General features: G+C 66.1%; 15 protein-coding genes. 14 read left to right on the forward strand and 1 reads right to left on the reverse strand.

Annotated features, from left to right (window positions below; all coding sequences use genetic code 11):
* Positions 1-312 precede the first annotated feature (312 nt).
* A complete protein-coding gene (locus tag ACH2CY_RS16980; protein ID WP_395020499.1) occupies positions 313-747 on the forward strand; it encodes a hypothetical protein in 435 nt (144 codons plus the stop codon).
* A 6-nt stretch (positions 748-753) separates the two neighbouring features.
* Here the strand turns inward: ACH2CY_RS16980 and ACH2CY_RS16985 are convergent, their stop codons facing one another.
* The gene (locus tag ACH2CY_RS16985; RefSeq protein WP_395020500.1) at positions 754-1,026 is read right to left on the reverse strand and encodes a hypothetical protein; all 273 of its coding nucleotides are present in this window, start codon (positions 1,024-1,026) and stop codon (positions 754-756) included.
* Positions 1,027-1,304: 278 nt separating this feature from the next.
* On the opposite strand from ACH2CY_RS16985, the gene ACH2CY_RS16990 reads away from it, so the two are divergent.
* The 13 genes from ACH2CY_RS16990 (at position 1,305) to tilS (ending at position 12,987) form a co-directional block, all read left to right on the forward strand.
* Positions 1,305-2,054: a YebC/PmpR family DNA-binding transcriptional regulator gene (locus ACH2CY_RS16990; protein ID WP_395020501.1), complete on the forward strand. Its 750-nt coding sequence runs from the start codon at positions 1,305-1,307 to the stop codon at positions 2,052-2,054.
* A gap of 28 nt (positions 2,055-2,082) precedes the next feature.
* The gene (gene ruvC, locus ACH2CY_RS16995; protein WP_395020502.1) at positions 2,083-2,595 is read left to right on the forward strand and encodes a crossover junction endodeoxyribonuclease RuvC; all 513 of its coding nucleotides are present in this window, start codon (positions 2,083-2,085) and stop codon (positions 2,593-2,595) included.
* On the forward strand, positions 2,592-3,209 hold the full coding sequence (gene ruvA / locus ACH2CY_RS17000; RefSeq protein WP_395020503.1) for a Holliday junction branch migration protein RuvA: 618 nt from the start codon (positions 2,592-2,594) through the stop codon (positions 3,207-3,209). The genes ruvC and ruvA overlap by 4 nt, the downstream gene beginning before the upstream one ends.
* Before the next feature lie 11 nt (positions 3,210-3,220).
* A complete protein-coding gene (gene ruvB, locus ACH2CY_RS17005) occupies positions 3,221-4,261 on the forward strand; it encodes a Holliday junction branch migration DNA helicase RuvB (protein WP_395020612.1) in 1,041 nt (346 codons plus the stop codon).
* Positions 4,262-4,535: 274 nt separating this feature from the next.
* Positions 4,536-5,423 (forward strand): tol-pal system-associated acyl-CoA thioesterase, encoded by an 888-nt coding sequence (gene ybgC / locus ACH2CY_RS17010; protein ID WP_395020504.1) that lies wholly within the window; start codon positions 4,536-4,538, stop codon positions 5,421-5,423.
* A 124-nt stretch (positions 5,424-5,547) separates the two neighbouring features.
* Positions 5,548-6,270, forward strand: a complete 723-nt coding sequence (gene tolQ / locus ACH2CY_RS17015; protein WP_395020613.1) for a protein TolQ — start codon at positions 5,548-5,550, stop codon at positions 6,268-6,270.
* Positions 6,270-6,767 carry a protein TolR gene (tolR, locus tag ACH2CY_RS17020; protein ID WP_395020505.1) on the forward strand — a complete coding sequence of 166 codons (498 nt, stop codon included), beginning with the start codon at positions 6,270-6,272 and terminating at the stop codon, positions 6,765-6,767. The genes tolQ and tolR overlap by 1 nt, the downstream gene beginning before the upstream one ends.
* A gap of 41 nt (positions 6,768-6,808) precedes the next feature.
* Positions 6,809-7,723 carry a hypothetical protein gene (locus ACH2CY_RS17025; protein WP_395020506.1) on the forward strand — a complete coding sequence of 305 codons (915 nt, stop codon included), beginning with the start codon at positions 6,809-6,811 and terminating at the stop codon, positions 7,721-7,723.
* On the forward strand, positions 7,720-8,103 hold the full coding sequence (locus tag ACH2CY_RS17030; RefSeq protein ID WP_395020507.1) for a hypothetical protein: 384 nt from the start codon (positions 7,720-7,722) through the stop codon (positions 8,101-8,103). Before ACH2CY_RS17025 ends, ACH2CY_RS17030 begins: the two co-directional genes overlap by 4 nt.
* A 209-nt stretch (positions 8,104-8,312) precedes the next feature.
* Entirely contained in the window at positions 8,313-9,632 is a 1,320-nt protein-coding gene (tolB, locus tag ACH2CY_RS17035) for a Tol-Pal system beta propeller repeat protein TolB (RefSeq protein ID WP_395020508.1), read from the forward strand.
* Between the two features lie 167 nt (positions 9,633-9,799).
* Positions 9,800-10,300, forward strand: coding sequence for a peptidoglycan-associated lipoprotein Pal (gene pal, locus ACH2CY_RS17040; RefSeq protein WP_395020509.1), 501 nt, complete (start codon positions 9,800-9,802; stop codon positions 10,298-10,300).
* A 246-nt stretch (positions 10,301-10,546) separates the two neighbouring features.
* Positions 10,547-11,656, forward strand: a complete 1,110-nt coding sequence (gene ybgF, locus ACH2CY_RS17045) for a tol-pal system protein YbgF (protein ID WP_395020510.1) — start codon at positions 10,547-10,549, stop codon at positions 11,654-11,656.
* Positions 11,657-11,673: 17 nt separating this feature from the next.
* Positions 11,674-12,987 (forward strand): tRNA lysidine(34) synthetase TilS, encoded by a 1,314-nt coding sequence (tilS, locus tag ACH2CY_RS17050; protein ID WP_395020511.1) that lies wholly within the window; start codon positions 11,674-11,676, stop codon positions 12,985-12,987.
* Positions 12,988-13,067 lie beyond the last annotated feature (80 nt).

A 13,067-nucleotide genomic window follows, 5' to 3' on the forward strand; every position in this document is an offset into this window, starting at 1 on the left:
GCGCATTCTTATGCACGTTCATCCGGGCCCCCAGAAAGACGCTGTTTGCTTCGCAACAACCAGCTTCCTCCGGTCGGCCCGGGTGAACAACCTCTATAGCAACGACATCTAGCCCCTGCACAGGTGACTTCGGAGAGCCTGCAGCACGAAGCGGCCAGAGGCATGTGCTATCTCGCCGTCTTGGTTAACTCCGACATTGAAAGCGGTCCATGCCGGGACGCGGCTTCCAGAGCAGAAGGATCGGCGTGTTTCGCGGGCACCAGGAATATGTGGTGCGCAGATGGGCGGATCCCGGTTGCGACGATGTCATGGTTGCTTCTGGCGCTCGCCATGGGGACTGCCTCGATCCGCCTGGCCCGCCAGCCGCGCGTTGCGCGCTCGGCTAAGGAGCGGCATAGCGAGTTGAAGAACGCCTTCGTCGCGGGTGCCTTGGGTGTCTTCCTGCTGATCTGGAGCTACCACGGCCTTCAACTCGATGACGTGGTGATCTTCGATAAGGAGACGGCAGAGGAAGCGAAGCAGTTGAAGAGTGGTCAGTTCGACCAGTCGGCGCTCGACGCACTGCTGAAACGCGGTTGCGCGATCCGCTCCGGACCTTGCGTGTTGAATCTCTCGAGTAAGACGCCGTCCGTCCTGCTGCAGGGGCTGCTAGGCAGTTGGATACTGGTGAACGCGTTGCGGACAGGTGTCCGGAGGCGGCGCGACTTCTCCTATCGGCCGGACACAAGTCCAGAAGAACAGAAATAGCGCGGCTTACGCCGCGTGGCGGCCGTTGGCGATCGCGAGGAAGCGGTCGATCTCGCTCTGCATGACGCTGGCGCGCTCGAGGATCTGGTGCGCGACCTTGTCGGCATCCTTGGGCGCGGTCATCGCGCCCGACGCGGCGACGGCCATAGCGGCATTGATGCCGTCGATCGCGGTCTGGCGCACCACGCCCGAAACCATGTCGGCCATGCGCTGGATCTCGGCGCGCAGCTGCGCCGTCTCGGCATTCTCCGGCAGAATGATCGGGTTCGGTTGGGCCATGATCGTCATCCCAGATTTGGGAGCGTTGAGCCGCTCCATGCGGAGGATACTCCTCCGGAAACCGTAAAGGATCGGTAAATCCTAACCCTTTCTCACGGCGGAAACCCCCGAATTGCAGCGTTTTCGAGGCTGGTCGACGCGGGGACATATGTTAGAAGGCGTCAAAATGCTGCCATATTTGCGGCCCAGCCTCCGCCTGCGCGCGAGGCGGCGAAATCCCCTAGATATGGTAGGATTTAAACGAGAGTCGTCAATTTCTAGGGTATCCGAGGCCGACCATGGCTGGTCATTCACAGTTCAAGAACATCATGTACCGGAAGGGCGCGCAGGATGCGAAGCGCGCCAAGGTCTTCACCAAGATCATCCGTGAGTTAACGGTTTCGGCCAAGTCCGGCCAGGCCGACCCGGCCGCCAACCCGCGGCTGCGGGCCGCCATGATCGCGGCGCGCCAGGCGAACATGCCGCGCGACACCATGGAACGCGCGATCAAGCGCGGCGCCGGCGGCGAGGACAACAACAACTACGATGAGGTCCGCTACGAGGGCTACGGCCCGGGCGGCATCGCCGTCATCGTCGAGGCGCTGACCGACAACCGCAACCGCACCGCCTCGGAAGTGCGCACCCTGTTCGCCAAGGCCGGGGGCAATCTCGGCGAGACCAATTCCGTCAGCTTCATGTTCGAGCGCAAGGGCGTGATCGTCTATGCGGCAAAGGCCGCTTCCGCCGACGCGATGTTCGAGGCCGGGCTCGAGGCCGGCGCCGACAATGTCGAGAGCGATGCGAACAGCCACGAGGTCACCTGCGCGGTCGATGACTTCTCCACCGTGCGCGATGCGCTGGAGAAGAAGTTCGGCGAAGCGCAGGAAGCCAAGCTGCAATGGCGCCCGCTCAACACCACCCTGGTGGATGACGATATTGCCGAATCGCTCATGAAGCTGATCGACGCGCTGGAAGACAACGACGACGTCCAGAACGTCTATGCCAATTACGAAGTCTCCGAAGCGACGCTGCAGCGTCTCTCGGCGTAACCGACTCCGAAAGGACAGCCCGAAAGGGATGCGCATCATCGGCCTCGACCCCGGCCTGCAGCATACCGGCTGGGGCATCATCGACCAGGACGGGTCGCGGCTCTCCTTCGTCGCGGCGGGGCGGATTTCGTCCATCGCCAGCCAGCCCCTGGCCGAGCGCCTGGTCGAGATCCACACCGGCCTGGTGGCGGTGATCGACGCGCATCAGCCGGACACCGCTGCGGTCGAGGAGACCTTCGTCAACAAAAACCCGACCTCGACCCTGAAGCTGGGTGTGGCGCGCGGCGTGGCGCTGCTGACCCCGGCCCTGCACAAGCTCAAGGTCTACGAATACCCGGCCAACCTGATCAAGAAATCGGTGGTCGGCGCCGGCCATGCCGGCAAGGAGCAGGTGCAGATGATGGTGCGCGTGCTGCTGCCGGCCTCGCAGGCCGAAAGCCCGGACGCCGCCGACGCGCTCGCCGTCGCCATCTGCCACGCCCATCACATGGGCACGCTCAATCGCTGGGGTGCGAAGGACTTCCGCGAGGCCCTGCGGTGATCGGCAAGCTGACCGGTGTCATCGACAGTCTCAACGAGGACGGGCTGCTGCTCGACGTCAACGGCGTCGGCTACGTCGTGCATGCCAGTTCGAAGACGATCGGGCGCCTCGGTGCCGCGGGCGCGAACGCCAGCATCCTGATCGAGACCCAGGTGCGCGAAGACGCGATCACCTTGTTCGGTTTCGCCGATCATGCCGAGCGCGACTGGTTCCGCCTGTTGCGCAGCGTGCAGGGTGTCGGCGGCAAGGTCGCGCTGGCCATTCTTTCGACCCTGACGCCGAACGACCTGGTCCATGCGGTCGCATCGCAGGACAAGGCCTCGGTCTCGCGCGCCAACGGTGTCGGGCCGAAGCTGGCGCAGCGCATCGTCAGCGAGTTGAAGGACAAGGCCGCGGGGCTCGAGCTCGGCGCCGGCGCGAATGTCGTGGCGCTGCCGGCCGGCAAGGCAAGCGAGGGCGGCGATGTCGTCAACGACGCGGTCTCCGCGCTGGTCAATCTCGGCTATCGCCGCGCCGAGGCCTATGGCGCGGTCTCGAAAGCGCTCGCTTCCAAACAGGCGCGGGCTGAATTGAATGACCTGATCGTCCACGGCCTGCGGGAGCTCTCGCAGTGACCGAGAACCGGATGATCGCCCCCGAGCAGAAGCCCGAGGATTCGCCGGATCTCTCGCTGCGCCCGCTGCAACTCACCGAGTTCATCGGCCAGCAGAAGCTGCGCGAGAATCTCGCGGTCTTCATCCAGGCCGCGCGCCATCGCGGCGAGGCGCTGGATCACGCGCTGTTCTATGGCCCGCCGGGCCTCGGCAAGACCACGCTGGCGCAGATCGTGGCGCGCGAGCTCGGCGTCGGTTTCCGCGCGACCTCCGGTCCGGTGATCGCGCGGGCCGGCGATCTCGCGGCGCTGCTCACCAACCTGCAGCCACGCGACGTTCTCTTCATCGACGAGATCCACCGCCTGTCGCCCGCGGTCGAGGAAATCCTCTATCCGGCGATGGAGGATTTCCAGCTCGACCTCATCATCGGTGAAGGGCCGGCGGCGCGTTCGGTCAGGATCGACCTGCCGAAATTCACCCTGGTCGGCGCCACCACCCGGCTCGGCCTCATCACCACGCCGCTCCGTGAACGCTTCGGCATCCCGCTGCGACTCAATTTCTACAACGCGATGGAATTGGAAGAGATCGTGCGGCGCGGGGCCAAGCTGCTGAACTTCGATCTGACCTCGGAAGGTGCTGGCGAAATCGCGCGGCGCTCGCGCGGCACGCCGCGCGTCGCCGGCCGCCTGCTGCGCCGGGTGCGCGACTTCGCGGCCGTGGCGAAGAACGGCCGCGTCGATGCCAAGCTCGCCGACGAGGCGCTGAACCGCCTCGAAGTCGACAAGCTCGGCCTCGACGCGATGGACCGTCGCTATCTGAAGGCGATCGCCGACGACTACAACGGCGGTCCGGTCGGCGTGGAAACCCTGGCCGCGGCGCTCTCGGAGCAGCGCGACACCATCGAGGACGCGATCGAGCCTTTCCTGATCCAGCAAGGCCTGCTGCAGCGCTCGCCGCGCGGCCGCCTGCTGACCCTCAACGGCTATCGCCACCTCGGCCTCACGCCCTCGAAAGCGACCGAGGCGCAGCTGGAATTGCTGGCCGCCTCGAGCAGCGAGGACGGCGACGCATGATCAGGGTTGTCAATGCCACCACGCCGATCCCCTCTCCCCTCGTGGGAGAGGGTTGCGCAGGCTTAGCGAGCTTAAGCGAGCTTAGCCGGAGCTGGGTGAGGGGGCGCGTGCCGGAAGGCACGCAGCGCGTAAGCGCTCCCCTCTGCGCTCTGGCGAGCGCGCGCACCTCGCGGTGCGCACCCCTCATCCAACTTCGGCTAGGCTCGGCTGCGCCTCGCCAAGCCTGCGTATCCTTCTCCCACAAGGGGAGAAGGGGTAGCGTTGGAGCGCGGCAATGAGCATTGCACGCGCTAGAGAACTCAGAGCAAGTTCGACAGATGCAGAGCGGCTTCTGTGGCTCAAGCTGCGCGATCGACGCCTGGTGGGCGCGAAGTTTCGGCGTCAGGTTGAGTTCCCGCCGTACACCGTCGACTTCTGCTGCTTCGAAGCGAAGTTGATCGTTGAAGTTGACGGCAGTCAGCATGCTGAACGCGCGAAGCAAGATGCAGTTCGCACGCGTCGTCTGGAAGGTGACGGCTTCTCGGTCATCCGCTTCTGGAACAATGACGTACTGACCAATACCAATGGCGTCCTGGAAGCGATCTTGACCGAGTTGAATCAGCGTGGCGCCCCGTTCGTAACGCCGCTGCCTCGTACTAGACCCGAGCCGGAACGTGCGAAGGCGCAGCCCCGCCGTCGTGTTATGGCTGCAAGAAGCAGCGTCCCCTCTCCCCTCGTGGGAGAGGGACAGGGTGAGGGGGCGCCAGCCAGCGGAACCTCAACCCAGCCGGCGCATGTCCATCCGATCCGTGTCTATTTCGAGGATACGGATGCGGGCGGGATGGTTTACTACGCCAACTACCTGAAATTCGCCGAGCGCGCCCGGACCGAGATGCTGCGCGCGGGCGGGATCAACCACGCCGAGATGGTGGCGCAAGACGGGTTGATGCTGGTGGTGCGACGCTGCACCGCCGAGTATCACCGTTCGGCACGCCTCGACGATGAACTCGCGGTCGAGACGCGGGTTTCTGCCCTGGCTGGGGCATCAATTCTGCTTGATCAGGTCGTCCGTCGCGGGAGCGAGGTCCTGGTCGAGATCACGGTCACGATTGCCTGCGTGACGAAGGAAGGGCGAGCGACCCGCCTGCCGGAACGGCTGCGTGCTGCTATCGCCATAAACTGACCACAATGTTGCGCAAGTTGAAGCAGAAGCGAGACGAGACATGAACGAAGACACACCACCATCAGCCGTTCCGGTGGCGCCGGTCGAGGGCGGGGCGCTGGATCCCGCCGCCGCCGCGGCCGCCATGGAGCAGGGCGCGACCGGGTTGCCGAGTGCCGCGGGCATGCACGACCTTTCGGTCTGGGCCCTGTTCCTGCAGGCCGACTGGATCGTCAAGGCCGTGATGATCATGCTGCTCCTGGCGTCGATCTGGAGCTGGGCGATCATCTTCGACAAGGCGATCCGCCTGCGCGGGCTGCGCGCCAAGGCACGCAAGTTCGAGGAGGCCTTCTGGTCCGGCGGTTCGCTCGAAGAACTGTTCGACCGCATCGCCAACCGGCCGACCGATCCGATGGCCTCGATCTTCGTCGCGGCGATGCGCGAATGGCGCCGCTCCGCCGCCAAGGGCCTGCTCACGACCGACTCCCTCAAGGAGAGTCTGCAGGACCGCATCGAGCGCGTCATGAACATCACGCTCGGCCGCGAGATGGATCAGCTCGAACGCTACATGGGCTTCCTGGCCTCGGTGGGATCCGCGGCGCCCTTCGTCGGCCTGTTCGGCACGGTCTGGGGCATCATGAACAGCTTCGCCGCGATCGCCGGCTCGCAGAACACCAGTCTCGCGGTGGTCGCACCGGGCATTGCCGAAGCCTTGTTCGCGACCGCGCTGGGCCTGGTCGCGGCCATTCCCGCGGTGCTCGCCTATAACAAGCTCTCCGGCGATATCGGCCGCTACGGCAACCGGCTGGAAGCCTTCTCGGGCGAGTTCGGCGCCATCCTCTCGCGGCAGCTCGAGGAGAAGCACTGATGGCCGTCAAGCTCGGCCACGCCGGACGGGCGCGGGGCTACGCGGCGCGCCGCAAGGCGCACCCGATGTCCGAGATCAACGTGACGCCCATGGTCGACGTCATGCTGGTGCTGCTGGTCATCTTCATGGTGACGGCGCCGCTGCTGACGGTCGGCGTGCCGGTGCAGCTGCCGAAGACCAAGGCGGCGGCGATGACCAATCCCGACGAGCCGATCGTCGTCAGCGTCGAAAAGGACGGCAAGGTCTTCCTGCAGGAGACCGAGATCCAGCTCGACGAGCTCGGCCCCCGTCTCGGGGCGATCACCGCCAACAAGCCGGACACCACGATCTATGTCCGCGCCGACCAGGACACCAACTACGGCATGTTCGCCCAGGTGCTGGCCGAGCTGCAGGCGGCCGGCTTCAACAAGGTCGGCCTGGTGACCGATTCCAAGGCCCCCGGCGACACGACGCCTGCCAAGCCGGCCGCCAACACGGACAAGTCCAAGCCGAAATGACCGTCGGAAACGCGCCTTATCGTCTGGGGTTCATCTAGACCATGCAACTGGTCTGGGCCGAACGCAGCTACCCGATCACCGGCGGCATTCTCGCGTCGGTGGTTTTCCACGTCTTGCTCGCGCTGCTGATCGTGCTCGGCGTGCCGTCCTTCTTCGAGCCGGAAGTGCTGGAGGCGCCGCCCACCATCGAGCTCGCGACCCTGGCCGACATCACCGCGGCGCCCAAGGTCGACAAGGCCGGCAAGCCGATGGACAAGCCGAAGCCCCAGCCGCCGGCGCCCGAGACCAAGAAGGAGACCAAGCCCGAGCCGCCGAAGCCCGCGCCGCCGACGCCGTCCACGCCGCCCCCGCCGGCGCCGGAGGAGCAGGCCGCGGTCATTCCCGACAAGCCGATCGAGAAGGCGCCGGACCAGAAGAAGCCCGAGCCGAAGCCGGAAGAGAAGAAGAAAGAGGAAAAGAAGACCGAGAAGCCGAAGCCGGAGAAGAAAGAGCAGAAGAACGACATGGACGCGCTGCTGAAGAGTCTCTCGACCGAGACTCCGGCGCCGGAATCCGAAGAGAAGCCGAAGAAGAAGGCGGCGCCGGCCCCGGCCGAGCCGACCACCGGTCAGCAGGCCGCGCTCACTAACGACGTGCCGCTGACCATGGCGGAGACCGACGGCATCCGCACGGCGATCGAGAAGAAATGGTCGATTCCAATCGGTATCGCGAACGCGGAGAGTTATACGGTGAGCCTGCGTCTCTATCTGACGCCGGATGGCGTGGTGACCAAGATCGAGGTGCTCGACGACACCGGCGACAAGGGTTTCCGGACCATCGCCGAGAGCGCGCGCCGTGCAATTCTGATAGCGCAGAACGAGCTCGGCCGCCTGCCGATTCCGAAGGACAAATACAACCCGACCATCGTCGTGCGCTGGCCGATGAAGCTGATCTGTGAGCAGCGGGGCGGTTGTTGACTCGGCTCTGGCTTGCCGCGTTCTTGCTTCTGGCGGTGGCGTCGTGTGCGAGCGCCCCGTCCGCGGACGATGGCGCGAAAGACGACCTGCGCGCCGCGATCGAGAGGAACTGGAACATTCCAATCGGTGTGTCCGACCTGGAGAAATGCACCGCCAGCCTGCGTCTGCACCTGACGCCGGAGGGCGTGGTGACCAAGATCGACGTGCTCCAGGAGAATGATGATCCGGACTGCAACGCCGTTGCGGAGAGTGCGCGGCGCGCGGTTCTGATGACCCAGAATGAACTCGGCCATCTGCCGATCCCGCCCGACCAATACAAGCCAACCATTACGGTGCGTTGGCCGATGAAGCAGATCTGTGAGCAGCGGGGTGGCTGTTGACCTTGCGGAACCTTAAGGCGCGCTGCGCCATTGCGTCCGCACGGGGTTTTGAATTGTTGCGATTGGACGACAGGGCTCACCTTGCGATGTGAGGTGTTCATACATGGCGGCCGGTGGCAGGAATCAACGATTAATGCTAGGGAATTCGCCCAATTAAGCCGCGCGCCGTCGACTCGGGCCGTGGTGTTCTGGAGGGAAGGTTGAAGCTCATGAAGCGTTTGACTGGATTGTTCGCCGCGATCTTGGTCGTCGCGGTGTCGTTCGGCGCCCGGGCCGAACAGACGGCGGAACTGACGATCGACATCACCGGCGGCCAGGTGAAGCCGATGCCGATCGCGATCCCGGCGTTTTCCGGCGCGGGGCCGGATGCCCAGATCGGCGCCGATGTGGCGCGCGTCGTCTCCGACGATCTCGAGCGCTCCGGCCTGTTCGCGCCGATCGATCCCAAGGCCTTCATCCAGGACAGCGCCTCGCTGCAGAGCGGGCCGCGCTTCCAGGACTGGAAGCTGATCAATGCGCAGGCGCTGGTCAGCGGCCTCGCGCAGTCGCGCGGCAACGGCCAGGTCAACGTGCAGTTCCGGCTCTGGGACGTGTTCGGCGGCCAGCAGATCGCCGGCTTCCAATACACCGCCGCTTCCAACAACTGGCGCCGCGTCGCGCACAAGATCGCCGACGAGATCTACAAGCGCATCACCGGCGAGGACGGCTACTTCGACACCCGCATCGTCTACATCTCGGAGACCGGGCCGAAGGACAAGCGCGTGAAACGCCTCGCCATCATGGACCAGGACGGCGAGAACCATAAATATCTGACCGACGGCGCGGTGCTGGTGCTGACGCCGCGCTTCTCGCCGGCGGCCCAGGACATCACCTACATGTCCTACTTCAACAACAAGCCGCGGGTTTATCTCTTCAACATCGACAGCGGCCAGCAGGAAGTGCTGGGTGATTTCCCGGGCATGACCTTTGCGCCGCGCTTCTCGCCCGACGGCTCCAAGGTGATCATGAGCATGGCGCAGGGCGGCAACACCGACATCTTCGTCATGGACATCCGCACCCGCCGCTCGCAGAAGTTGACGGACAGCCCGGCGATCGATACCTCGCCGTGCTACTCGCCGGACGGCTCCAAGGTGGTCTTCAACTCCGACCGCGGCGGCGAGCAGCAGCTCTACGTGATGGGCGCCGACGGCGGCAACGTCCAGCGCATCAGCAAGGGCCAGGGGCGCTATGCCACCCCGGTGTGGTCACCGCGCGGCGATCTCATCGCCTTCACCAAGATGGCCGGTGGCCAGTTCCAGATCGGCGTGATGCGACCGGATGGCTCAGGCGAGCGCATCCTCAACACCGCCTGGCTGGTGGAAGGCCCGACCTGGGCGCCGAACGGGCGCGTCCTGGCTTTCTTTTCCCAGGACCAGCGCGGGGTTACCAAGCTCCACAGCATCGACCTGACGGGCTATAACGAGCGCATCCTGAAGACCCCGGTGGATGGCTCCGATCCGGCCTGGTCTCCCTTGCTTGACAATCAATAATCCACTATGTTCCGCGCCGATTCAGAGGGTTTTACGGCCCGAAATCGAGTACAATCACCTGTAGAATCGGCGAATCAGGCGGGGGATAGCCCGGAACCCGGCGGGGGTAGGGGGTTTATCCGTGATGCGGCCTGTGGAATTAAAAAGAGGATGAGAGGATAAAGAAAATGCGTCTCCAGATCTTGTCGGTCCTGGCTGCGGGGCTGTTCTTGGCGGCCTGCTCTTCGGACGAGCCGGTCGAAACGGCTTCGACCCAGGGTGCGGGCAGCACCACCCAGACCGGCGCGGCTTCCAGCGGAGCGGTGACCCCGGGCAGCGTTGAAGACTTCAACCAGAATGTCGGCAACACGGTCTACTTCGGCTTCGACCGCTACGACCTGACCGCCGAGGCTCAGTCGCAGCTGCAGAAGGAAGCGGCCTGGTTGCAGCAGTATCCGCAGCACACCCTGACCATCGAGGGTCACGCCGACGAGCGCGGCACGCGCGAGTACAACCTGGCGCTCGGCGAGCGCCGTGCGAACTCGATCGCGAATTACCTGACGGCTCTGGGCATCGACAAGTCGCGGATCAGCACGATTTCCTACGGCAAGGAGCGTCCGATCTGCACCGAATCCAACGAGGCCTGCTACTCGCAGAACCGTCGCGGCGTCTCGGCGATCAACCAGTAATCGTCTGACGTCCGGTTTGCGGAAATGACGCGCCGCCGTCGCCCCGGAAGGGCGGCGGCGGCGCTTGTCACATCTGGGCCGGGCGTTGGCGGGGGTGGAACCGGCCCAAGCGCGGTCGGGTTTTCCCCGAAATGTGTGGAGGCGGTGCCATATTTCCGCCCAGAAGCGACCCAACTATCCTTCGCAGGGTTTCCTGACAGGCGACGCGCCGACCTGGCGGCGTCCCGCAGTTTGAGGCAGCGATCCATGACCAGACTTGAGAATGCTTTCCCCGGTTCCAATTTCGCCGCGCGTCTGCTGGCGGGCATCGCCCTGGCCGGCGTCCTCGCCGTCGCGCAGGCCGTGCCGCTCCACGCCGACGAGGTCGATGACCTCCGGGCGGAAGTGCAGCAGTTGAAGCAGCAGATGAACTACCTGCAGAACCAGATCCCGGGTGCCGGCGCCGCCGGTGTGTCGGGCGGCGGGACTATCGCCGCGCAGCAGGAAGTGCGGATGCAGCAGCTCACCAGCCAGATGAGCCAGCTCCAGGGCCAGATCGAGCAGCTCGGCATCAAGGTCGATGACCTCGCCACCCGCTTGGAGCAGATGCAGAAGGACACCCAGTTCCGCCTCGGCGAGCTGGAGAGTGGCGGCGCGACCGGCGCCATGGCCGCCGGCACCGCCGCTTCAATGCCCGCGGCGGCACCTGCCGCGGCGCCCGCCGCCACGACACCGGCGCCGCTGCCCACGACCGCGGATCAGATGAACGCCGGCGCCGGACTGCCGGGGCCGGAAGGCACCACCCAGGTGCCGGAGCCGACCGCGCCGGGCACGCTCGGCACCATCGCCGCCGGTACCGAATTGCCGGTGGCGCCGGCCGGCGCCGCCGAGGCCGCGGCCGAAGCCGCCGCCCAGAGCCAGGCCACCCAGAACCAGGCGGCCGCCGCCGCCGTCGACCAGGACCCGAGCACCATCCAGCTTCCCGGCAACTCGCCGCAGGAGCAGTATGAATATGCGACCGGCCTCTTGCAGCGCGGCGCCTATCCGGAAGCGGGCCTCGCCTTCAAGGCCTTCGTCGCCCAGCATCCGAAGGACCCGCTGGCCGGCAACGCGCAATACTGGCTGGGCGAGACCTACTACGCCCAGAGCGACTACAAGAGTGCCGCGATCGCCTTCGCCGAGGGCTATCAGAAATACCCGAAGAGCGCCAAGGCGCCGGACAACCTGCTGAAGCTCGGCATGTCGCTCGGCCAGACCGGCCGCAAGAACGACGCCTGCACCGCGTTCAAGCAGCTGGCCTCGCAATTCCCGAAAGCCTCCGCGGCGATCAAGGACCGCGCGTCGCGCGCCCAGCAGCGCTACGGCTGCACCGGCTGATCCAAGCGGCGCCGGCCGTGCTGGCTGCCGCGGCCAAGCCCGCATTCTCGCCGGAGCGTTTCGCCGGATTGATGGCGCGGCTCGGCCCGTTCGAGCGCACGCCGCATCTCGCGGTCGGCGTCTCCGGTGGCCCCGACAGTATGGCCTTGACCTTGCTGCTCGCCGAATGGGCGGCCAGCCGCAACGGCCGGATCGCGGCGCTGACCGTCGATCACCGGCTGCGGCCGGAATCCGCGGCGGAAGCGCAGGCGGTCGGGCGCTGGCTGAAGCCGCTGCCGCACGTCACCCACCACATCCTCCCCTGGACCGATCCGAAGCCCGCGGCCGGCATCCAGGCCGCGGCGCGCGAAGCCCGCTATCGCCTGATGGCCGACTTCTGCCGCGACCAGGCGATCCTGCATCTTGGCGTCGCGCACCATCGCGACGACCAGCACGAGACCCATCGCCTGCGCGCCGGGCACGGCAGCGGCGCGATCGGCCTGGCGGGGATGAGCGCGGTCCGTGCGCTGGACGATGTGCGGCTGCTCCGGCCCTTGCTCGGCGTCGCCAAGGCCGAGCTGATCGCGCTGCTCGAGGCGCGCGGCCAGGCCTGGATCTCGGATCCCAGCAACGACAACCCCGGCTTCGAGCGGGTGCGCCTGCGCGGCTCGGCGACGCCGGAAACCGCAGCGCGCGATGCCGCCGCGCTGCACCGCCTGGGTCTGGAACGGCGGCGCCTCGAGGAAGAGGCCGCACGCCGGCTCGCCGCCGGCCTGGTGATCCAGGACGCCGGCTGGGCCGAGCTCGATCTCAATGACCTCGGCCCGGATGATCTCAGCGAGGACGCCGCATCCAGCCTCGCCTTCGGCGGCCTGCTGCAGAGCATCGGCGGCAACGACTATCCGGTCGCGGAGGATCGGCGGCGGGAAGCCCTGGCGCGGCTCCGGGCCGAAGCGGGTGCCGATTTCACGTTGGGTGGCTGTCATCTGCGCCGGCAGGCCGGGAAGCTGCAGGTCTTCCGCGACTGGGGCGTCATTCGCGACCGCCTGGTCCCGGTCCCGGGAACTTCCGCGCTCTGGGATGGTCGTTTCATGGTCACGGTTGCGCCCGGCCTGCCGCCCCATTCGGACTTCACGATCGGGCGATTGGGCGAGCATGGCCTGCGCCTGCTGGGCGGCCTCGGGCATCCCCAGGCGGCCTCCGGGGTCCCGGAGCCGGCCCGGAAGGCACTGCCGGCCCTCTGGGATGAGGATCGGTTGATCGCGGTGCCCCACCTCGGCTTTGGAGCCGGCCTCGAGGCCCGGTTCAGGCCGGCCCGGGGCGCGGCATCTGGTGGCTTTACAGTTGCTTAATTACGGACGCACACTATGTAAGGTCTTGGCAAAGGACCGCGGAAATTGGCTTCTGGGCGTGCGGAAAAGCCCGCTTCGCC

The sequence above is a fragment of the Dongia sp. genome (assembly GCF_041905885.1).
Classification (GTDB): domain Bacteria; phylum Pseudomonadota; class Alphaproteobacteria; order Dongiales; family Dongiaceae; genus Dongia.

Bases quoted from the DNA above. Each gene is read 5' to 3' on its own strand.
- ACH2CY_RS16985 (WP_395020500.1), bottom strand. From the start codon at position 1,026: ATGGCCCAACCGAACCCGATCATTCTGCCGGAGAATGCCGAGACGGCG.
- ACH2CY_RS16990 (WP_395020501.1), top strand. From the start codon at position 1,305: ATGGCTGGTCATTCACAGTTCAAGAACATCATGTACCGGAAGGGCGCG.
- ACH2CY_RS17025 (WP_395020506.1), top strand. From the start codon at position 6,809: ATGCAACTGGTCTGGGCCGAACGCAGCTACCCGATCACCGGCGGCATT.
- pal (WP_395020509.1), top strand. From the start codon at position 9,800: ATGCGTCTCCAGATCTTGTCGGTCCTGGCTGCGGGGCTGTTCTTGGCG.
- ruvB (WP_395020612.1), top strand. From the start codon at position 3,221: ATGATCGCCCCCGAGCAGAAGCCCGAGGATTCGCCGGATCTCTCGCTG.
- ybgF (WP_395020510.1), top strand. From the start codon at position 10,547: ATGACCAGACTTGAGAATGCTTTCCCCGGTTCCAATTTCGCCGCGCGT.
- ybgC (WP_395020504.1), top strand. From the start codon at position 4,536: ATGAGCATTGCACGCGCTAGAGAACTCAGAGCAAGTTCGACAGATGCA.
- tolQ (WP_395020613.1), top strand. From the start codon at position 5,548: ATGGAGCAGGGCGCGACCGGGTTGCCGAGTGCCGCGGGCATGCACGAC.
- ruvC (WP_395020502.1), top strand. From the start codon at position 2,083: ATGCGCATCATCGGCCTCGACCCCGGCCTGCAGCATACCGGCTGGGGC.
- tolB (WP_395020508.1), top strand. From the start codon at position 8,313: ATGAAGCGTTTGACTGGATTGTTCGCCGCGATCTTGGTCGTCGCGGTG.
- tolR (WP_395020505.1), top strand. From the start codon at position 6,270: ATGGCCGTCAAGCTCGGCCACGCCGGACGGGCGCGGGGCTACGCGGCG.